Source organism: Streptomyces toxytricini, assembly GCF_014649915.1.
GTDB classification, from domain to species: Bacteria; Actinomycetota; Actinomycetes; order Streptomycetales; family Streptomycetaceae; genus Streptomyces; species Streptomyces toxytricini.
Genome location: NZ_BMTY01000005.1, coordinates 267,534 through 288,132 on the forward strand (window position 1 = coordinate 267,534; position 20,599 = coordinate 288,132).

Annotated in this window: 16 protein-coding genes; 1 reads left to right on the top strand and 15 read right to left on the bottom strand. The window is 75.3% G+C overall.

The annotated features are described in order from the left end of the window. From IE170_RS08570 to IE170_RS08640, 15 genes are all read right to left on the bottom strand, one after another. Positions 1-4,092 (bottom strand): type I polyketide synthase (locus IE170_RS08570; protein ID WP_189808690.1); only part of this gene is annotated, 4,092 nt, incomplete at its 3' end. Between the two features lie 89 nt (positions 4,093-4,181). Beyond that, complete coding sequence (locus IE170_RS08575; protein WP_189808691.1) at positions 4,182-5,081, bottom strand: thioesterase domain-containing protein; 900 nt, start codon at positions 5,079-5,081, stop codon at positions 4,182-4,184. After that, on the bottom strand, positions 5,065-5,346 hold the full coding sequence (locus IE170_RS08580) for an acyl carrier protein (RefSeq protein ID WP_114059283.1): 282 nt from the start codon (positions 5,344-5,346) through the stop codon (positions 5,065-5,067). Before IE170_RS08580 ends, IE170_RS08575 begins: the two co-directional genes overlap by 17 nt. A 588-nt stretch (positions 5,347-5,934) precedes the next feature. Next, positions 5,935-6,210, bottom strand: a complete 276-nt coding sequence (locus IE170_RS08585; RefSeq protein ID WP_189808692.1) for a chorismate mutase — start codon at positions 6,208-6,210, stop codon at positions 5,935-5,937. Between the two features lie 82 nt (positions 6,211-6,292). Continuing rightward, the gene (locus tag IE170_RS08590; protein ID WP_373298959.1) at positions 6,293-8,215 is read right to left on the bottom strand and encodes an anthranilate synthase family protein; all 1,923 of its coding nucleotides are present in this window, start codon (positions 8,213-8,215) and stop codon (positions 6,293-6,295) included. Then, a complete protein-coding gene (locus tag IE170_RS08595; protein ID WP_189808693.1) occupies positions 8,212-8,871 on the bottom strand; it encodes an isochorismatase family protein in 660 nt (219 codons plus the stop codon). Before IE170_RS08595 ends, IE170_RS08590 begins: the two co-directional genes overlap by 4 nt. 31 nt (positions 8,872-8,902) lie before the next feature. Next, complete coding sequence (locus IE170_RS08600) at positions 8,903-9,682, bottom strand: 2,3-dihydro-2,3-dihydroxybenzoate dehydrogenase (protein WP_189808694.1); 780 nt, start codon at positions 9,680-9,682, stop codon at positions 8,903-8,905. Further along, entirely contained in the window at positions 9,679-11,220 is a 1,542-nt protein-coding gene (locus tag IE170_RS08605; RefSeq protein WP_229884648.1) for an amidohydrolase family protein, read from the bottom strand. Before IE170_RS08605 ends, IE170_RS08600 begins: the two co-directional genes overlap by 4 nt. Further along, positions 11,217-11,525, bottom strand: a complete 309-nt coding sequence (locus IE170_RS08610; RefSeq protein WP_189808695.1) for a phosphopantetheine-binding protein — start codon at positions 11,523-11,525, stop codon at positions 11,217-11,219. The genes IE170_RS08605 and IE170_RS08610 overlap by 4 nt, the downstream gene beginning before the upstream one ends. Further along, positions 11,522-13,171, bottom strand: coding sequence for a (2,3-dihydroxybenzoyl)adenylate synthase (locus IE170_RS08615; protein WP_189808696.1), 1,650 nt, complete (start codon positions 13,169-13,171; stop codon positions 11,522-11,524). Before IE170_RS08615 ends, IE170_RS08610 begins: the two co-directional genes overlap by 4 nt. Before the next feature lie 89 nt (positions 13,172-13,260). Further along, a complete protein-coding gene (locus IE170_RS08620; protein WP_189808697.1) occupies positions 13,261-14,295 on the bottom strand; it encodes a ketoacyl-ACP synthase III family protein in 1,035 nt (344 codons plus the stop codon). Positions 14,296-14,376: 81 nt separating this feature from the next. Beyond that, positions 14,377-15,732: a salicylate synthase gene (locus IE170_RS08625; protein WP_189808698.1), complete on the bottom strand. Its 1,356-nt coding sequence runs from the start codon at positions 15,730-15,732 to the stop codon at positions 14,377-14,379. Between the two features lie 134 nt (positions 15,733-15,866). Next, positions 15,867-17,435, bottom strand: coding sequence for an MFS transporter (locus IE170_RS08630; RefSeq protein ID WP_189808699.1), 1,569 nt, complete (start codon positions 17,433-17,435; stop codon positions 15,867-15,869). A gap of 87 nt (positions 17,436-17,522) precedes the next feature. Continuing rightward, positions 17,523-17,747 carry an acyl-CoA carboxylase epsilon subunit gene (locus tag IE170_RS08635; protein ID WP_189808700.1) on the bottom strand — a complete coding sequence of 75 codons (225 nt, stop codon included), beginning with the start codon at positions 17,745-17,747 and terminating at the stop codon, positions 17,523-17,525. Further along, positions 17,744-19,342, bottom strand: coding sequence for an acyl-CoA carboxylase subunit beta (locus IE170_RS08640; RefSeq protein WP_189808701.1), 1,599 nt, complete (start codon positions 19,340-19,342; stop codon positions 17,744-17,746). The genes IE170_RS08635 and IE170_RS08640 overlap by 4 nt, the downstream gene beginning before the upstream one ends. Positions 19,343-19,599: 257 nt before the next feature. Between IE170_RS08640 and IE170_RS08645 the strand changes: the two genes are divergently transcribed. Continuing rightward, complete coding sequence (locus IE170_RS08645; protein ID WP_189808702.1) at positions 19,600-20,529, top strand: MBL fold metallo-hydrolase; 930 nt, start codon at positions 19,600-19,602, stop codon at positions 20,527-20,529. Positions 20,530-20,599: the final 70 nt, after the last annotated feature.

Genomic DNA, 20,599 nt, shown 5'->3' on the forward strand with positions numbered 1-20,599 from the left:
GATGGAGTCGATGCCGAGGTCGGCTTCGATGTCCATGTCCAGGTCGAGCATGTCCGCGGGGTAGCCGGTCTTCTCCGAGACGACCTCCAGCAGCACCGCCTCCACCGCGCCCGACGTGGGAGCGGCCGCAGGGGCCGGGGCGGCCGGGGCGGGAGCCGTGGCGGTGGAGCCGGCCATGATGCCGATGATGTCGCGGAGCGTGCGGAGTTCGGCGAGCTGCTCCGGACCGGCGGTGACGGTGGCGCCGGCGCGTTCCTGGAGGACGCCCATGATTTCGACGCGCTTGATGGAGTCGATGCCGAGGTCGGCTTCGATGTCCATGTCGAGGTCGAGCATGTCGGCCGGGTAGCCCGTCTTCTCCGACACGACCTCCAGCAGGACGTCCGCCACACCCGCACCGGCCGGGGCCTGCGGCGCGGACACCGGGGCCGGGGCGGGCGCCGGGGCCGGGGCGGCCTTCGGCGCGGCGGGCTGCGGGACGGACGCGGGGGCCGGGGCAGCCGGTGCGGCCGGTGCGGCCACGGACGCGGAGACCAGGACCGGTGCGGCCGCCGGGGCCTGCGGCGCGGGCGCCGCCGGGGCGGCGGGCGCGGGCGCCGGGGCGAGCGCGGCCGGAGCCGGGGCGGGTGCCACGGCGGGCCGGGCGGCCGGCGCGGACACCGGCGCGGGGGCGGCGCTGCGGACCGGGGCGCCGGCGGCGGCGCCGAGCTCCAGCCCGGCGAGGTCGCGCAGGATCTCGTTGGCCCGCAGGTGACTGCGTCCGATGTCGAGCCCGTGCTCCTTGACGGCGTTGACCGCGTCGAGGACCTCGCTCAGCCGGCCCTGCTCGGCGGCGCGCTCCAGGAGCCCGGTCAGGCGCTCGGCGCTCTGCAGCTGGCCCGTCAGGTAGTCGTCGTGCAGGGAAAGGTGGTCGGCCACAAGATCGGCCAGGCGGTCGTTGTCCACGTGGGCTGTCTCCATGACGGCGGGTTCCGGGGCCGGCGTCGGCGTCGGCGCCGGGGCGGGTGCGGAGGCCGCGACCGGGGCGGGTGCGGGCCGGACGGCCACGGCCGTCGCGGTGGCGGCCGGTGCGGCGGCGACGGAGGCCGCGGCCGGGACCGGAGCCGGTGCGGCCGCCGGCGCCTTCGCCGGCGCGGCCTGCGGCGCCGCGGTGGGGGCGGTCGGGGCCTTCGCGGCGGCCGCAGCCGGGGCCGCGGGCGCCGGGGCGGCGGCCTTCGGCAGGGTCGGGACCGCGATGCGGTACCCGTTCTCGAGCGCGTCGCGGTACGCGGCCTTGCGCTCCGGCGAGACGTAGTTGATGCCGTTGAGGAGGATCGACATCCCCTTCTTCGGCGCCTGCTCCGCCTGCGCTGCGGGCCCGTACCGGTCCGCGGTCTCCAGCGGCAGGCCGAGCACCGCGAGCTGGGCCACGCCCTGCTTCAGCGCGGTGTCCGCGTCCTTGCCGGGGCCGGCGTCGAGCGCGACGACGGTGTGCTCGCGCCCGCCGAGGATCCGGCCGACCAGCTTCGCCAGCACGTCCTTCGGGCCGAACTCGACGAACACCCGGAAGCCGGCCTCGTACATCTCCTCCACGCGGGCGGCGAAGTCGACGGGGTTCAGCAGCTGCTCGGTCAGGATCCGTCGGTTCGCGGCGGTGTCCGCGCCGTACACGGCGCCCCGCGTGTTCGCGAACACGGGCGCGGCGGGCGCGGCCACCTCGACCGCGTCGACGCTGCCGCGGAACGCCTCCACGGCGTGCCCGACGAACGGCGTGTGGAACGCCGCCGACACCGGCAGGCGGGAGGCCCGTACGCCGGCCTCCTTGGCGGCCGCGATCAGCTTCTCCACCTCGGCGGTGGCCCCGCCCACCACGATCTGGTCGGGCGCGTTGCGGTTGCAGACGACGACCCCGTCGACGGCGGCGAGCAGCTCGGCGACCCGCTCCTCCGGGGCGGACACCGCGGCCATCGCACCGGCCTCGAAGCCCTCCTCGGCCGGCGGGGACATCGCGTTGCCGCGGGCCCGGGCGAGCGCGAAGAACGCGTCGTCGTCGAGGGAGCCGGCCGCCCACAGGGCGGTCAGCTCGCCGAAGCTGTGGCCGAGGAATCCGTCCGCGGCGAAGCCCAGCTCGGACAGGTAGCGGTACTGGCCCGCGGACAGGGCGCCGATCGCCGGCTGCGCGTACGCGGTCGCACGCAGCGCCGCCTCCTGCTCCTTGCGCGCGGCGTCGTCGAACGCGGGCGGCGGGAACGCGACCGCCGACAGTGCCGCGGCCGCGCCCTCGAACTGCCGGTTCGCGGCGTCGAACGCGGCGCGCAGCGGCGGCAGCGCCATCACCGCGGACCTGCCCGGGTTGACGTACTGGCTGCCCTGCCCGGAGAACAGGGCGCCGACCTTGCCGGCGGCGGCCGCGCGGCGGCGGAACCAGATGCCCTTCGGGTGCGACCAGGCCTCCTCCGCGGGCCGGGCGCGCAGCTGCCCGAGCGCGGTGTCGCGCAGCGCGGCGAGCTCGCCGGCGGTGCGGGCGACGAGCGCGATGCGGGCGCTGCCCTCGGGGACGGGTCCGGCAGTGGCGGGGGCGCCGCCGGCCAGCAGCTCGGTCAGCGCGGCCGTGTCCGGGGCGTGCCACAGGTGGACGGCGGCCACCTGGTGGCCGGCGCGCAGGTCGTCGCCGTCGCCGTGCTCCTCCAGCACCATGTGGAAGTTGGTGCCGCCGAAGCCGAACGAGGAGATCGCCGCGCGGCGCTTGGGCCGCTCGGGGTGGCGGATCCAAGGGCGGGCCTCGGAGTTGACGTACAGCGGTCCGGCCCCCGGCTGCAGCGAGCTGCCGGGCTCCTGGACGTTGATCGTCGGGGGGAGCACCTTGTGGTGCAGGGCCATGGCCAGCTTGATCATGCCGGCGGCTCCGGCGGCGGCCTTGGTGTGGCCGATCTGCGACTTCACGCTTCCGACGGCCGCGTACGCCTTGGCGTCGGAGGCCTCGGCGAGGACGGAGGTCAGCGCCTTCAGCTCGGTGGCGTCGCCGACGGCGGTGCCGGTGCCGTGCGCCTCGAACAGCTCGACGCTGGCGGGGGAGCAGTCGGCGTCCTCGTACGCGCGGCGCAGCGCGACCATCTGGCCCTCGGCGCGCGGGGCGTAGATGGACTTGAAGCGGCCGTCGCTGGAGGTGCCCATGCCGCGCAGCACCGCGTAGATGCGGTTGCCGTCGCGCTCGGCGTCGGAGAGGCGGCGCAGGGCCAGCATGCCGATGCCCTCGCCGATCAGGGTGCCGTCGGCGTCCTTGTCGAAGGGGCGGATGTTCCCGGACTTCGACAGGGCGGGCGTCTTGCTGAAGCACAGGTACATGAAGATGGTGTTCTCGGCGTCGCAGCCGCCGACGAGCATGGTGTCGGAGCGGCGCTCCAGCAGCTCGCTGACCGCTGCGCGGACCGCGCCGAGCGAGCTGGCGCAGGCGGCGTCGACGGTCATGTTGATGCCGCCGAGGTCGAGCCGGTTGGCGACCCGGCCGGCGACGACGTTGCCGAGCATGCCGGGGAAGGAGTTCTCCTCCCACGGCGCGTACGCGAGGCGGAACTTGGCGGCGATCTCCTCGGCGTCCCGGTCGGTGAGGCCGCAGCTGCGGACGACCTCCTTGATGACCGGGGTCTGGAGGCGGGCGGTCAGCGGCTGGGTCAGCTGGTTGGCGCCGGTGATGCCGAGGACCACGCCGGTGCGGGAGGCGTCGTACCAGGGCTGGTCGGCCCCGGCGTCCTTGAGGAGGTCGCGGGCGACGACGAGACTGAGGAGCTGGAGGACGTCGGTGACCTCCAGGGTGTTCGGGGGCAGGCCGAACTCCAGCGGGTTGAACGGCACGTCCGGTATGAAGCCGCCGCGCCGGGAGTACGTCTTGTCGGGTGCCGACGGGTCCGGGTCGTAGTGCTCGGACAGGTCCCAGTGGGTGCCGGGCACGTCCTCGATGCAGTCGGCCGCCGCGACCACGTTGGACCAGAACTCGCGCAGGTCGGGCGACTTCGGGTACAGGGCGGAGAGGCCGACGATGGCGATCGGGTCTCGGGCCAGCCGGCGGTCCAGCTGGCTGTCCGACGGCGGAGTGACGGGCTGCGGAGAATTCACGACAGAGCTCTCAGGGTCTCGGGGCGATCGGCCGTGGGCCGGGGTCCGCCGGTCATCGTGGAGAAGGGCCTGCCAGGAGCGGGCGGCGGTCAGGCGGCGTGCACCAGCTGCGCGATCAGGGCGGCGGCGTCCGGGCGGCTGAGCATGGTGTAGTGGTCGCCGGGGCTGCGGTGCAGGGTGAGCCCGCGGGGTGCCAGCGGCTCCCAGCCGAGCGTCGGGTCGTCGGGGATCAGGCTGCCCTCGGCCGTGACGAGGACCAGCGGCACGCTCGACGGCACGGCCTCGTACGGGGTGGTGAGCCGGTTGTTGCGCAGCAGCCCGTCCACGTACGTGTCGTACAGCTTGCGGAGCCCGAACACCGGGGTGCCGGCCTTCAGGGCGCCGGCGGCGACGGCGGCGTCCAGGACGGCCTCCAGGCCGCGGTCGACGTCCGCGCCGGCGAGCCGCTCCGGGTCCGGGGCCACCGGCGTGCCGCGCTTCGCCCCGAGGTACAGGGCGAACCAGCCGAGGAGCAGGGTGGGGTCCAGCTCCTCGTCGGACGGCTTGTACGCATCGGTGGGGGCGATGCTGTCCAGCAGGACGAGCCGGCGGGGCCGCTGCCCGGCCGGGAGCTGCTCGACGAGGGCCTGGGCGACGACGCCGCCGAAGGACCAGCCGGCCAGGGTGTACGGGCGGGCGTCGCCGGTGGGGGAGCCGCCGGTGGGGGCGTCCTCGGCGCGGGCGCCGAGGAGCTCCGCGGCGAGCCGGCCGGCGAGGTCCTCGACGGTGGTCGCGGCGCGGCCGCCGGTCAGGGCGGCCTCCCAGTACTCGGGGAGCGCCGACAGGTCGAGGACGGTGAGCCCCGACCCGGCCGGCAGCGCCGCGGCGAGCGTCCGGTGCACCTCGGCGTCCAGCGCGCCGGGGTGCACCAGGTACACCGTGTCGGCCCCGGCCGCGGCGGTGCTCAGCCGGCGGACGGGCGCCGGAGTCCGGTCAGGACGCAGCCGCATGCCGTTCCTCGGCTCGGGTCTTGGACTCCTCCGCGATGAAGGCGGCCAGGTCCTTGATGGTGGGGTGGTACCACAGGGTGGTGGTGCCGAGTTCGAATCCGAGCCAGTTCTCCATTTCCCCGGCGAGGATCAGAGCCTCGGTCGAGTCGAGGTCGAGCTCGTCGAAATAAAGCTCCGGCGACACCTCGCTCTGCTCCACACCGAGCTTGTGGGCGATTTTCTCGACGAGCCACTGCTGGGCTTCTGACGCCGTCACAACGAGCACGTTGGTTCCTCCCTGGTCCGTGAATTCCGGAAGACCCGGTCTGAAAGGGGGGTGGGGGCCGGCAACGGCCGTCGTGCGCGGTCGGCGCACGTCCGGGCCGCCCTGACGCCGCACTGCCGGCAGGTGCTGCGCGGCGGTGGGAAAGAGGCGTCGGAGAAATTACGGGACCCCTGGCCCGGTGATTCCGCCGGCGGCGGGGAAGGAAATGGTGCGGTACATGTGGCACCCCCCCCGGGCGGGTCCGGAAACAGAAGACGGAGAAGACGGATCCTGTGAATTCCACGGGTTCTTCCCCGTGCCTTGCCCCTGTCCTTGTCCAGCACAGTAGGCAGGTGCCGGAGGGTGTGGCAAGCAATTCCCGCCGCTGTCCGGGACATGCCTGTCGGGCCTCCACCCGGCATTGAGTTCACGTCGAGGAGCCGCCTCGATTAACGGGAGGAAACGGACTTTTCGAGCGCCCTGGACGGGGCGCCGCACACGGACGAGCGCCCCTCCGCAGTGGCCGGAAGGGCGCTCATGGGACCCCGCAGGATCAGTCGCGGGGGCGGTGCGGGAGGGGCGGTGCGCAGGAGGGGGGCCGCGGGCGGCTCAGGCGCCGGCCGAGGGCAGCAGGTCCGGCCGGTTGCCCAGCTTGAGCAGCAGCAGGGCCAGCGTGGTCCCCTGCGCGCCCAGGGCCGAGCGGTAGCGGTTCAGCATCTCGGTCTCCTGGCCCAGCTGGGTGCGCGGCAGGCCCGCCAGGCTCTTCGCCTGCTGGAGCCGCGTGACCAGTTCCGACCGGCGGCGGACCAGCTCGATGATCGTGGAGTCGAGCTCCGTCACCTGCTCGTCGCGCAGGCCGGCGTCCAGGGTGGCTGCCAAGGGCATGGCTACTCCCGTTCGGTGAAAGGTGAGGGATGGTCAGGGATGGTTCGGAGGTGGTGCCGCTGCGGCCGGCGGGCCGGGCCCCTCAGCGGGGCAGGGCCGCCGCCAGCAGGTCCGCGAGGATCTCCGTCGCGTTCTGCGTGAGGACCGACGCCGGGTGGAACTGCACCGAGGCGAACCCCGGGCCCGCCAGCGCGTGGACCTCGCCGGTCGCCGCGTCCCGGAACGCCCGGACGGTGCCCGGCCGGCGGGCGCACCGGAAGGAGTCCTCCGGGCTGTGCGCGGCGAACGTGTTGTAGAAGCCGACCAGTTCCGGCCGGCCGAAGAAGTCGATCTTCAGCTGGACGCCCTGGTGCGGCACCGGCCGGCGCCGCACCTCCAGCCCCAGCAGGATGCTCAACACCTGGTGCCCCAGGCACACCGACAGGAACGGCGTCCCGGTGCGCAGCAGCCGCTCCGTCGCCGCCCGCATCGCGGCGATCTTCGGGTGGCCGGCGTCCCGCGGGTCGCCCGGACCCGGCCCGACGATCACCAGGTCGTACGCGCCCGGCTCGTACGGCTCGTCGTAGCGCCGGATGCACACCCGCAGCCCCAGCGCGGCCAGCTGGTGCTGCGCCATCGCCGTGAACGTGTCCTCGGCATCCAGGATCAGCACCCGCCGGCCCGCCAGCTCGGGCCGGGCCTCCGCCCGCGCCTGCGGATCGGCCAGCCAGAACGCTCCCAGCGCCGAGTTCCGGGCGTCCAGCGCCTGCCGCACCGCCGGACGGTCCCCGAACGACGGCACCGGCTCCGCGGGCGGCGCCTCCCGCTCCAGCGCCGCCAGTAGCCCGGCCGCCTTGGCCCGCGTCTCGGCCACCTCCGACTCCGGCGAGGAGTCCCGCACGAGCGTCGCGCCGACGGCCAGCCGCAGCGCGCCCGAGGCGTCCACGTCCGCCGTGCGGATCAGGATCGCCGAGTCCATGGCCCGCCCGCCGTCCGCGTCGCGGCCGATCAGCGCGGCGACCCCGCTGTAGTAGCCGCGGCCCTCCGGCTCGTACTTCCGCACCACCTTGCAGGCGCTCTCCAGCGGGCTGCCCACCACCGTCGGCGCGAACATCGTCTCCCGCAGCACGTCCACGACGTCCAGCCCGGTCCGGCCGCGGATCAGGTACTCGGTGTGCGCCAGGCGCGCCATCTGCTTCAGGTACGGGCCGACGACCTGCCCGCCCTCCGAGCAGATCCGGCCCATCATCTTCAGCTCCTCGTCGACGACCATGTACAGCTCGTCGGCCTCCTTCGGATCGGCGAGGAAGTCGAGCAGGCCCGCCTCCGTCGGCCCGTCCTCCGGATAGCGGTAGGTGCCGCTGATCGGGTTCATCACCGCGGTGCCGCCCGCCAGGCTGACGTGCCGCTCCGGGGTCGCCCCGATCAGCGTCCGGCCGCCCAGGTGCACGACGAACGTCCAGTACGCGGACGGCTCGTGCAGCAGCATCCGGCGGAAGAACGACAGAGCGGCCGCGGCGCCCCAGTCCTCCACCACGGCCGTGTACGAGCGCTGGAGCACGAAGTTCGCGCCCTCGCCGCGCCCGATCTCCTCGGCCAGCACCTGCGCCGTCCGCGCCGCGTACGCCCCGTCGTCGAGGTCGAACGCCCCGCCCGAGGTGCGTAGCGGCTCCTGCGGCAGCCGCTGAAGCACCTCCTCCAGCGGTACCACCGCCTGCTCGGCGACCTCCAGGGCCACCAGCGGCGCCCCGTCGTCGGGGCAGGCGAAGCCGCGCTCGCGGATCTGCCGGTACGGCAGCAGGGCCAGCAGCTCGTGCCGCCCCCGCGCGCCGGCCGCCGGCAGCGGCAGCCCGGCGAGCCCCTCCCCGTCCGGGACCTCGGCGGCCCGGCCGAGCAGCACGTCCACCCCGCCGGAGCCCGACTCCGGCCGGTGGAGCAGCGCGAAGTGCGGTCCGCCGCCCGTCGGGCCGCCTGCCGGGCCGGCCGCCAGGATCCGGCCCAGCAGGTCCCCGCCGTCCGCGGTCAACGGACCGCCTCCGCACCGGCCCCGGCGAGCTGCCGGAGCACGTCCTGCGTGGTCACGGCCATTCCGCAGCGCGTCGCCACGTACTCCACCGCCAACCGGTGGTGCCCCGCGTCGAAGTCCGCGACCGCGTCCGCCACCACGAACGCCTGGATGTCGTGCGCGAACGCCTCGTTCGCCGTCGCCAGGATCCCCACGTGCGCGTACACCCCGCACACCAGCAGTTGGTCCCGGCCCTGCGCCCGCATCCGCTCCAGCAGGTCCGTCCGGAAGAACGCGCTCGGCCGCCACTTCGTCAGCACCGCGTCCCCCTCCGCTGGGGCCAGCACCGCGGTGATCGCCCGGTCCTGCGGCGCCACCGTCATCCCCGGCCCCCAGAAGTCCTTCAGCAGGCCCCGGTCCGCCGGCGTCATGTCCCCCGGCTGCGCCGTGTACGCCACCGGCACGCCCAGCTCGGCGCACCGCCCGCGCAGCGCCGCACTGTTGGCCTTGAGGTCCGTCAGCGGCTGTGCGCCCGCCGGGAAGGGGTGCAGGAAGTACTCCTGCATGTCGTGGACGAGCAGCACGGCCCGCCGCGGGTCGACCGTCCACCGGGCGGTGTTCACGGGCAGCTCCCCGCCCGACGGCATGCAGTACGGTGCGATCGCCGGGATGCCCATGACGATCTCCTTTCTGGGTTCAGGGGCCGGATCAGGCGCCGAGCGTCGCGCCGCCGTCGACGACGAGGTCGTGCATGGTGATGTGCCGGGCCCGGTCGGAGAGCAGGAACAGCACCGCGTCCGCGATGTCCGGCGGGACGGCGATCCGGCGCAGCGGTATCCCCGTGCGGAACGACTCCGGCAGGCCCTCGATCGAGCTGCGCGCCACGTCCTCCGGGTCGTACATCCCGTACAGCATCGGCGTGTACGTCGACCCGGGCGCCACCGTGTTGCAGCGGATCCCGTAGCGGGCGAGCTCCAGCCCCAGGCACTTGGTCAGCATCGTCGCCGCGGCCTTCGACGCCGCGTACGCCGACATGTTCATGCGGGCCGTGCCCGCCGCGTTCGACGCGACCGTGACGACGGCGCCGCTGCCGCGCTCGGCCATCCGCCGGCCCACCGTCCGCGACAGCCGGAACACCCCGCCCGCGTTGACCGCGAACGTCGTCTCCCAGTCGTCGTCCGACAGGTCCAGCACCGGCCCCATCCGCAGCACGCCCGCGCAGTTGACCAGCTCGCAGACCGGGCCGAGCGCCTGCTCCGCGCGGTTCACGGCCGCGGTGACCTCCGCCTGCGAGGCGACGTCCGCCGTGACGGCGACGACCCGGTGGCCGTCCTCCGCCAGCTCCTTCGCCACCAGGTCCAGCGCGGACCGGTCCCGGTCCAGCAGGGCCACCGCGCGGCCGTCGGCCGCCAGCGCCCGCGCGACCGCCGCCCCGATCCCGCCCGCCGCACCGCTGACCAGCGCGACCTTGTCCGTCTCCACCGTCATGCCTCCGCCCCCCTGACGTGTCCCGCCAGCACCCCGGCGACGGCCTCGGGCGCGATGCCCAGCCGCCGCGTCGAGAAGGACGCCAGCGCCCGAAGGTAGTCGGCGGCCAGCTGCTCCTCGTCCAGGTGGACGGCCCGGCCGTCCTCCAGGAGCACCCGGCCCGCCACGATCACGGTCTTCACGTCCGCCGACCCGCCGAGGTTCAGGAACCCCTCCAGCGGCCGCGGGTTGAGCAGGTAGCGCCAGTCGCCGGCGGGCACGAGCACCAGGTCGGCCTGCCGGCCCGGCTCCAGCGCGCCCAGGTCGGGCCGGCGCAGGGCGCGCGCCGCGATCCGGGTCGCCATCGCCAGCGCGTCCGTCGGCAGCAGCGCCGTGTTGTCCGCGTACATCTCCGTGTACGCGTGCCACGCCGCCCGCATCGCCTCCGGCATGCCGCCCACCGGCAGCGCCCCGCCGTCCGTGGACAGCGACACGTCCAGCCCGGCCCGGCGCAGCTCCGGGATGGCGCGGGTCTCCGTGAGCGTCGACTCGCCCGTAGGCCCGTACTTGGCGGGGGAGTGGCTGACGTGCGCGCCCGCGGCGAGCAGCAGCGACCGCTCCTCCGCGTCGAGGAACGCGCAGTGCACCGCCACCAGCCGGTCGTCGAGCAGCCCGAGCTCCGCGAGCCGGCGCACCGGGGTCGTGCCGTGGTACCCCCGCATCACCTCCGCCTCCCGGCGCAGCGCGCCGACGTGCGTGGCGAACGGGACGTCGTACGCGCGGGCCAGCTCCCCGAGGCCCTTGCCGAGCCCGTCGCTGACGTTCGTCACGTACGCGGCGCTGGCCTGGGCCGTGACCAGCCCGGACGGGTCGCGGGCGCAGTCGGAGAGGAGGCCCTCCAGCCGGGACAGCACCGCGTCGGTGTCGCGGGTGCGGCGGAAGCGGCCCTCGCCGGGCGCGCACACCCCGTCGCCCGTCCAGTGGCTGACCGCGCAGCGGACGCCGACGGTGCGGGCGGCCGCCGCGAGGGCCTCGGCGCGGTTGAAGGAGCCGACGTCGCCGAGGGCGGTGGTGCCCGAGCGGAGCTGTGTCCACAGCGAGTAGCGGGCGACGGCCTCGGCCTCGCCGGGGGTGAGCCCGTCGGCGACGTCCTGGAAGGTGTCGAACATCGCCGAGATCTTGGCAACGTCCCCGCCCAGCGCCATCACGCCCGGCTCGTCCGAGGCGTCCCGCGGGTCGCGCAGCGCGCCCTTGAACGGCAGCCGCAGCGCGAACATCTCGTGCCAGTGCGCGTTGACGAAGCCCGGCAGCACCAGGTGCCGGCCGGCCTCGACGGTCCGCATCCCGGCCCGCACCGGCGCGGGCAGCGCCGCGGCCGCCGCGTCGACCTCGGCGACCGGTCCGACCGCGGCGATGGTGTCCCCGACGACCAGGACCGAGCCCGACGGGTGCATCGCCGCCTCCGCGTCGGCGGTGTACACGCAGCCGCCCCGCACCAGCAGCGCCGGAGCCCGCTCCGGCAGCGGCCCCGCACCGCCCCCGGCCGGGGTGGCGCTCACGCCAGCCTCGCGGTGACCTCGGCGGCGCTCTGCCCCTCCAGGAGGTGCCGGGTCCACGCCTCCAGGGTCGGCTCCGTGGCCAGTTCGCGGACGCCCGCCGCGATGCCGGCCCGGCGCAGCGCCCCGACGACCCGCATGATCTCCAGCGAACCGAGCCCGCAGTGCACGAGGTTGGCGTCCGGGGCGAGGTCCTCCGGCTCCACCTTCATGACTTCGGCGGTGATCCGCGCCAGTGCCGCCGTCACGTCCTGCGGGCCGGCGTCCGGCACAGCGGCGGTGCCGGGGGCGGCGGGGCTGTTCGTCATCGGGGCCCTCCCTGAGCCGAGGCCGCGAGCGGCCGGTGCGCCGCGGCGGCCAGGCCGGCCGCCAGCGTCTTCTTGTCGACCTTGCCGAGCCCGGTCAGCGGGAACGCGTTCACGAGCTCCAGCCGGTCGGGCAGCTTGTAGTCGGCCAGCCCCCGCAGTTGCAGCGCCTGCTTGAGCCCGGCCAGCGTCGGCGGCTCCCCGTCGGGGACGACGAACGCGCAGATCCGCTCGCCGAGCCACTCGTCGGGCATCCCGACGACCGCCGCCCGCGCCACCGCCGGATGCTCCAGCAGGTGCCCCTCGACCTCGCCCGCGGACACCTTGTCGCCGCCGCGGACGATGACGTCCTTGATGCGGCCCTCGATGACCAGCCGGCCCTCGGCCGTCATCCGGGCCAGGTCGCCGGTGCGGTAGAAGCCGTCCGCGGTGAACGCGGTCCGGTTGTGCTCCTCCGCCCGGTAGTAGCCGTGCAGGGTGTACGGGCCGCGGGTGTGCAGCTCGCCGGTCGCGCCCGGCGGCACCTCCGCCCCGTCCTCCCCGACGATCCGCACCTCGTCGCCGGGCGAGATCGGCCGGCCCTGCGTGGTGAGCACGGCCTCCTCCGGGTCGTCGGCCCGGGTGAAGGACAGCAGCCCCTCCGCCATGCCGAACACCTGCTGCAGGCGCACCCCCAGCCCGGGGCCGACCCGGGCGGCGAGCTCCGGCGCCAGCGGCGCCCCGCCGATCTGCACCGTCCGCAGGGTCCGCAGGTCGTGCGGTGACCACTCGGCGGCCTCCAGCCACAGCTGCGCCACCGTCGGCACGAGCGAGGTGAAGGTGACGCCCTCCTCCTCGACGAGCCGGAAGCAGTCGTCCGGCGCCGGGCCGTCGGCGAGGACGACCGTCCCGCCCGCGCCGAGCGTGCCGATCACGCCCGGGCAGCCCCAGGTGAAGTTGAACTCGACGGGCAGCGCCGCCAGGTACACGTCCCGTTCGGTGAGCCCGTTGACCTCGGCCGCGGCCCGCGTCTGGTACGCGTAGTCGTCGTGCGTCCGCGGGATCAGCTTCGGCAGGGCCGTCGTGCCCCCCGACAGCAGGAAGAACGCCACCTCGGACGGGTCCGGCTCGGGCAGCTCCACCGGCTCGGCGTCGACCCGGTCCAGCGGCACCGCGGCCGTGCCCGCCGGCACCCCGCCCAGCACGAACAGCATCCGCAGCGACGGCACCTCGTCCCGCAGCCGCAGCCCCAGTGCCAGGTGGTCGAAGCCGCGGTGCTCGGCCGGGAGCACGTACGCCGCGGCCTGCGAGACCCGCAGCAGGTGGCCGATCTCGGCGGCCCGGTGGGCGGTCAGCGAGAACACGGGCACGGCGCCCAGCCGGAACAGCGCGAAGCACACCGCCGGGAATTCGGGCGCGTTGGGCAGCTGGACGACGACCCGGTCGCCAGGGCCGAGCCCGTGCGCCCGGAAGCCGGCGGCCAGCCGGTCGACCCGTGCGTCCAGCTCGCGGTACGTCAGTCGGGTCGCGCCGTGGACGAGGGCCGTCCGGTCCGCGGAGCGGCGGGCCCAGGAGCGCAGCAGGGCGGAGAGGTTCTCGCCCCGCCAGTAGCCGTTCGCCCGGTAGGCCTCGGCGAGGTGCTCACGGGGCGGGGTGCAGCCGTCAAGCATGGTGGTCGGTCTCCTTGTGCGTGGCAGCGGGAGGACGGTCGTCGGGGGCGGCGGCCGGCGAGGGGGCCGGGCCCGCCGCGGGGCGCGGATCAGCGGCCGGCGTGCGGGCCGGTGATCTCCAGGACGGCGCAGGTGACCTCGGCGCCCGGGGCGGCGCCGATGAGCATCACGTGGTCGCCCTCCGCCACCTGCCCGGTGTCCAGCAGGTACTCCAGCCCGGACACCGGGTCGGCGGCCCCTGCGTGGCCGGTGCGCCGGGTGAACTCCCACACGCCCCGGTCGGCGTCGATGCCCAGCGGTTCCAGGAAGGTGTCCTCCAGCGGGCCCCGGGAGAACCCGATGTGGACGACCCGCCTGATCCGGTCCATGCCCACGCCGGCCTCGTCCAGGGTGCGTTCGGCGACGGCGGACACCAGCTCGCCCAGGTTCCCCATCGGCGGCAGCACGCCCTGGGCCCACTGGTCCCGCCAGAAGCGGCGGCGGGCCTCCAGGTTCAGCGGCTGGCCCACCGTCACCGGCGGCGGGAAGAGGACCTCCCCGCCCCGGTTGAACTCCTCCATCTCCGGGTTGGACAGCGACCCGGCGGCCAGGACCCGGGCGAAGCCGCCGTCCGAGGCGACCACGGCCGCGGCCGCCCCGTCTGCCAGCAGGAACAGCCCCGACGCCCGCCACCGGTCCACCATCGGCGTACCGAAGTTGTCCGCGGCCGTCAGCAGCACCGCCGGACGCGACGGGTCCGCGACCAGCCGGTGCGCGGCCAGCTCCAGCGAGGCCAGCATGCCCAGGCAGCCCTGACGGACCTCCAGCGCCGGGATCGGCACGTCCAGCGCCTTGCGCAGCACGTAGTGCTGCGCGGACCAGCCGTCCGGGCCCTGGAAGTGCGCGCTGCTGTGCAGCAGCGCCGCGAACTCCCCGGGCGCGCGGCCCGACCGGCGGACCGCGGCCGCGGCCGCCTCGGCGGCCATGTCGGGCGCCGGGACGTCCCCGGCGACCGCCACCGACAGGATCCCGGAAGCCTCGCGCACGTCCGGGTCCAGCAGACCCTCCTTGACGGCCCGCTCGGTCTCCACGACCTCGGGCAGGACGCTCGCGATGCCCGCGAGGTACAGCTTGTCGAACCGCATGGTGGTCAGCTCTCCGTCCGGTACGGGATGGGCGGGTCGGGCAGGGCGGGGCAGGGCGGGGCAGGGCGGTGGCGCGGCGCGTCAGCCGGCCAGGCGGGCCTGCGGCCCGTCCGCCCCGCCGGACCCGTCCGCGGCGACCAGGAAGCGGGAGACGCTCTCCAGCTTCTCGGAGGTCTCCTCGAACTCGCGGGCCGCCGTCGACTGCCCGACGATCCCCGCACCGGCGCGCAGCCACGTCCGGCCGCCCTGCCGGTAGACCGAGCGGAGCACCAGCGCCGCGTCCATCCCGCCGTCCTCGTCGACCGTCAGCACCGCCCCGCTGTACAGGCCGCGGCGCTCCGGCTCGTACTGGCGGATCACGTCGTACGCGGCGTCCTTCGGCACGCCGGAGGCCGTGACGGCCGGGAACACCGCGCCGAACGCGTCCCACGTCCCGAACCCGTCGGCGAGCCGGCCCGACACCCGGGAGGCCAGGTGCTGGACGCTGCCGCGCTCCTTGACCGCCATGAACTCGGGCACCTCGACGGAGCCCGCCTGCGACACGTCCGTCAGCTCGTCCGTGCCGACCTTCACCGAGATCGCGTGCTCGTAGATCTCCTTCGGGTCCGACAGCAGGTCCTCGCGCAGCGCCCGGTTGCGCTGCGGGTCCTGCGTCAGCGCCCGCGTCCCCGCGAGGGGCTGGCTGTAGACGCGGCCCCCGGCCTCGACCTCGACGACCGTCTCCGGGCTGAACCCGGCCGCCTCCACACCGCCGAGCCGCAGCAGGAACGACCGCGCCGGGGTGTTGCCGCGCCGGCCCCGCACGTACGTCTCGACGAGGTCGATGTCGTCCTCGACCTCCACGACCCGCGACAGGATCACCTTCTGCAGCCGGTCCTCGTGGATCTCGGCGACCGCCGACTCGACCGAGCTGCGGTAGTCGGTCTTGTCGAAGCCGCGCACGTCGATCCGGGTGGTGCGGCCGCCGCCGGCCCGCCCCGGCGAGCGCAGCACGTCGAGCGCGGCCACCAGCCCCTCCGGGTCGGCCGAGCGGACCAGCGCCGTCGCCCCCTCGAAGCGGACCTCGGTGCGCGGCACGACCAGGTGCAGCAGCTTCTCGCCGCCGACGTGGTCGAGGGAGCCGTCCTTGGCGTACGACAGCTCGAACGCCGCCCAGCCGTAGGCCCGCCAGCCGTCGACGGCGAGGGTGTCGAGGAGCGCCTGCACCTGCCGGAGCGGCTTGCCGTCCCAGGGCAGGAACCGCTCCCCGCCGTACGAGAGGCGGGCGCCGGTGCGGTCCAGGGTCAGCTCGGCCAGCGTGCCTCCCGCGTAGGACCAGCCGTCCGGGCCCTCGTAGACGACGTAGTCGTCGTGCAGGCCGGAGTCGGCGAGCGCGGCGGCCGCGGCGAGCTGGTCCTCGGCGGGCTCGATCCTGGTTTCGACGTAGTACGGAGACACGGTCGCATTCCCCCTGGGGCGTCGGTCGCGGAAGTGGTGGGCGCGCCCGCGGAGACGGGCGGCGCCGGAAGGCGGAGGCGGGAAGGGAGGGAGGTCCGGCGCCGGGCGGGTGGGTGGACGCCCGGCGCCGGGGCTCACCTGCCCGCGGCCCGGAGCGGTGCGGCGGCTTCGTCGGCGCCGCCGCTCCCGGCCGCGGGAGTCGGTGCGGCGGGCCGGGCCGGACCCGGCGCCGCCTTGCGGAAGAGCAGGAGGCCGACCACGGCCGCGCCGGCGAGCCCGGTCGCGCCGGAGACCAGCATCACGTCGTTCAGTGCGGCGGCGAACGCCCCGCGGACGAGGTGGACGACACCGTCCGCCTGCCCCGCGGGGGCCGCGGCGACGACCTCGCCGGCCCGCCCGCTGCCCAGCTGCCCGGCGGCGGACGCGCCGAGCGCGGCCCCCGGGCCGGAGTCCAGCGCGCGGGCCAGGCCCTGCTGGAGCACGATGCCGAAGGCGGCGATGCCCAGCGCCTGGCCGAGCTGGCGGAAGGTGTTCAGCGCCCCGCCGGCCATGCCGCCCCGCTCCGGCGGCACGGCGGCCATCGCGGTGGCGGCCAGTACCGGGGAGACCACCCCGACGCCCAGCCCGGTCAGGGCGAGGCCGGGCATCAGCGCCGCCCACCCCGAGTCGGCGTCCAGCCGGGCCTGGAGGAGGCTGCCGGCGCCGATCAGGGCGAGGCCGCCGCCGAGCGCCAGCCAGGCCGGGACCCGAGGCAGGTGCCGTCCGGCGAGGGCGGACACCGCGAACGCGAGGGCGCTCATCGGCAGCACCACCAGGCCGCCCCCGACGGGCCCCAGCCCGAGCACGGACTGCACCCACAGCGAGGTGTACGGCAGGTAGGCGAACGCCACCCCGGAGAACAGCAGGCCGCACAGCATGACCCCGGCGAACGGGGCCCGGCGGAACAGCGAGAGGTCCAGCATCGGGCTCGCGGCGCGGCGCTCGACCAGCAGGAACGCCGCCAGCGCCACCGCGGCCAGTGCGGCGAATCCGAGCGTGCCGGCCGAGGTCCAGCCCTCGGAGCCGCCGCTGATCAGGACGTACACCGCCGAGCCGGCCGCCACCGTGAAGGCGGCGGTGCCCGCCCGGTCCATGCGGCCCGCCGCCGGATTGCGGGACTCCGGCAGCACGGCCAGCGACAGGGCGACGGCCGCCGCGCACAGCGGCAGGTTGACCAGGAAGATCCACCGCCAGCCCAGGTACTCCGTCAGCACGCCGCCCAGGACGGGCCCGACGGCCGCGGCCGCACCGCTGACGGCCCCCCACACCCCGAAGGCGACCCCGCGGTCCCGGCCCTGGTACGTCGAGTTCAGCAGCGCCATTGCGGTGGCGAGCATGGCCGCCGCACCGATGCCCTGCACCGCCCGGGCGGCGACCAGCACCGCCGGATCGCCGGCCAGCCCGCACAGCAGCGAGGCCGCCGCGAACAGGGCCAGGCCGCCGGTGTAGACGCGGCGCCGCCCGGATCTGTCGGCGAGCGAGCCCGCGCCGAGCAGCAGCGCGGCCAGGGTGAGGGCGTACCCGTCCATCACCCACTGGAGGTCGGACGGCGACGCGTCCAGGTCGGAGCCGACGGCGGGAAGCGCCACGATCACGATCGTCACGTCCACCAGCAGCATGAACACGCCCAGGCTGACCGCGACGAGCGGCCACCACTTACGCACGAGGCCTCCAGGGACTCGGAGAGGGACGAGGGTTCGGGTCGGCGGCGGCGGGCCCGGCGGGCCGGGCCCGGCCACGCCGCCGGAGGGCTACGACGCCCAGGCGCCCGGCGGCGCGAACACCGGCGGCCGGCGCCGCGGCAGCTTGAACACCACCGCCGACTCCTCCTGCCCGGCCGCGGCCTGCGCCTCGGCCGCCAGCCGCAGCCTGGCCGTCAGCAGCACCGCCACCGCCGCGACCTCCTCGGCGGTCGGGTTCCCCCGCGTGATCCGGATCGACGCCGCCGCCAGCGCGGTGCTCCCGTCGGCGGTCACAGCGGCAGGTTCCCGTGCTTCCGGCTCGGCAGCTGCTGGTGCTTGGCCCGCAGCATGTCGAGGGCGGCGATCAGCCGGGAGCGCGTCTCCGCCGGGTCGATCACGTCGTCGACCAAGCCGCGCTCGGCCGCGTAGTAGGGGTGCATCAGCTCGGCCTGGTACTCCTTGATCTTCTGCGCGCGGGTCTCCTCCGGGTTGTCGGAGGCGGCGATCTCCCGCCGGAAGATGACGTTCGCCGCGCCCTCCGCGCCCATCACCGCGATCTCGTTCGACGGCCACGCCAGCGCGATGTCGGCGCCGATCGACCGCGAGTCCATCACGATGTACGCACCGCCGTACGCCTTGCGCAGGATCAGGCTGATCCGCGGCACCGTCGCGTTGCAGTACGCGTACAGCAGCTTCGCGCCGTGCCGGATGATGCCGTTGTGCTCCTGGTCGACGCCCGGCAGGAAGCCCGGCACGTCGATCAGCGTCACCAGCGGAATGCTGAACGCGTCGCAGAACTGCACGAACCGGGCCGCCTTCTCGGACGCCTGGATGTCCAGCACGCCCGCCAGGTGAGCCGGCTGGTTCGCGACGATCCCCACGACCTGCCCGCCGAGCCGCGCCAGCGCGCACACCACGTTCTGCGCCCACTGGCCGTGCACCTCGAAGTAGTCGCCGTGGTCGACGACCTCCTCGATCAGGTCGCGGATGTCGTAGCCCTGCGTCGGCCGCGCCGGGACCAGGTCCAGCAGGCTCTCGCAGCGCCGGTCGCACGGGTCCTCCCGGTCGCCGGCCGGCGGCAGCTCCCGGTTGTTCGACGGCAGCAGCGACAGCAGGTGCCGCACGTCCTCCAGGCAGCTCTGCTCGTCGTCGTACGCGAACGCCGCCACACCGGAGGCCGCGGCGTGGCTGTCCGCCCCGCCGAGGTGCTCCATCGTGACCGCCTCGCCGGTCACCGCCTGGACCACGTCCGGTCCGGTGATGAACATCTGCGAGGTGCCGCGCACCATGAACACGAAGTCCGTCAGCGCCGGCGAGTAGGCGGCGCCGCCCGCGCACGGGCCGAGCACCACCGAGATCTGCGGCAGCACCCCGGAGTTGCGGACGTTGCGCTGGAAGATGCCGCCGTACCCGGCGAGGGCCGTGACCCCCTCCTGGATGCGGGCACCCGCACCGTCGCACAGTCCGACGATCGGCGCCCCGGCCGCCTCGGCCAGGTCCATCAGCTTGTGGATCTTCTCGGCGTGGGCCTCGCCCAGCGCGCCGCCGAAGATCCGGAAGTCGTGGGCGTACGCGAAGACGGTCCGGCCGTGCACCTTGCCCCAGCCCGTCACCACGCCGTCCGTGTGCGGCCGCTTGTCCTCCAGGCCGAAGCCCGTGGCGCGGTGCCGGCGCAGCCCCTCCACCTCGTTGAACGTGCCCTCGTCGAAGAGGATCGCGATGCGCTCGCGGGCGGTCAGCTTTCCCTTGGCGTGCTGCGCGGCCGTCGCGCGCTCGCTCGGACCGGCCTCGGCGAGCGCCCGCATGGCGCCCAGCTCGGCCGTCCGCTCGCGCAGGGAGGCGTAGCGGATGGTCTCGTTCTCCAGCGGTCTTTCGTCGACGATGCTCATGCGGGCCCTTTCGACACATCAGGCACCGGGTACGGACCGGTGTCGCCCAGCCAGCTTGGGAGCGCCCGCTACAGCCGGGCTCGAATTCCGACCGCAGCCGGACGCAGGACCGCTGGCACCGCGGCAGGGGAGGGTTTCCGGGCCGGGAACACCCCTCCCGCCAGGGCGTTTCGAGTGCGTGTCGAGGCCCGCGGGTCACCTTGGGCACAGCGGGGGCGCGCGGCGGCGCGGCCCGAACCGAGCGAAGGAGGCCCGCCGTGCACGGCGCGCACCACCGGGAGCCGGCCGGCGACGCCACCCTCACCGAGGTGGCCGACGGCGTCCACGCCTACGTCCAGCCGCCCGGCGGCTGGTGCCTGAACAACGCGGGCATCATCCACGACGGCGGCCACAGCGCCCTCGTCGACACCGCCGCCACCGAGGCCCGCGCCCGCGGGCTGCGCGCGGCCGCGCTGCGGCTCGCCCCGCGGCCGCCGAAGGCCGTCGTCAACACGCACTTCCACGGCGACCACACCTACGGCAACTGCCTCTTCCCCGAAGCGCTGGCCATCGGCCACGAACGCACCCGCAGCATGGTCCTGGCCGCCGGGAAGCACATGGCCGGCCTGTGGCCGGAGGTCTGCTGGGGCGACATCGACATCACCCCGCCGCAGCTCACCTTCCGCGACCGCACCACCCTCCACGTGGGGGACGTCCGCGCGGAGATCGTCCACATCGGGCCGGCCGCGCACACCACCGACGACACCGTCGTCTGGCTCCCGGACCGGCGCGTTCTGTTCACCGGGGACCTCGTCATGAACGGCGTCACCCCGTTCTGCGCGATGGGCTCCGTCAGCGGCTCCCTCGACGCGCTGGACCGGCTGCGCGCCCTCGGCGCCGACACCGTCGTCCCCGGCCACGGCCCCGTCGGCGGCCCCGGCCTCCTCGACGCGAACGAGGCCTACTTCCGGTACGTCCGGGACCTCGCCGCGGACGGAGCGGCCGCCGGCCTGACGCCGCTGGAACTCGCCCGGACCGCCGGGCCGGGCCCGTACGCCGGCCTCCTCGACCCCGAGCGGCTGCTGCCCAACCTCCACCGCGCGTACGCCGAGCTGCAGGGGCTGGCGCCGGGCGGCCCGCTCGACATCGGCGCCCTCTTCGAGGAGATGGCGCTCTACCGCGGCGGCCGCCCCGCCTGCGCCGCCTGACCCCGCCGCCGCCCCGCGCCCCGGCGCTTGCACCCCGCCGCCCGGAACCCCTCCCGAGCTGCACTGGAGC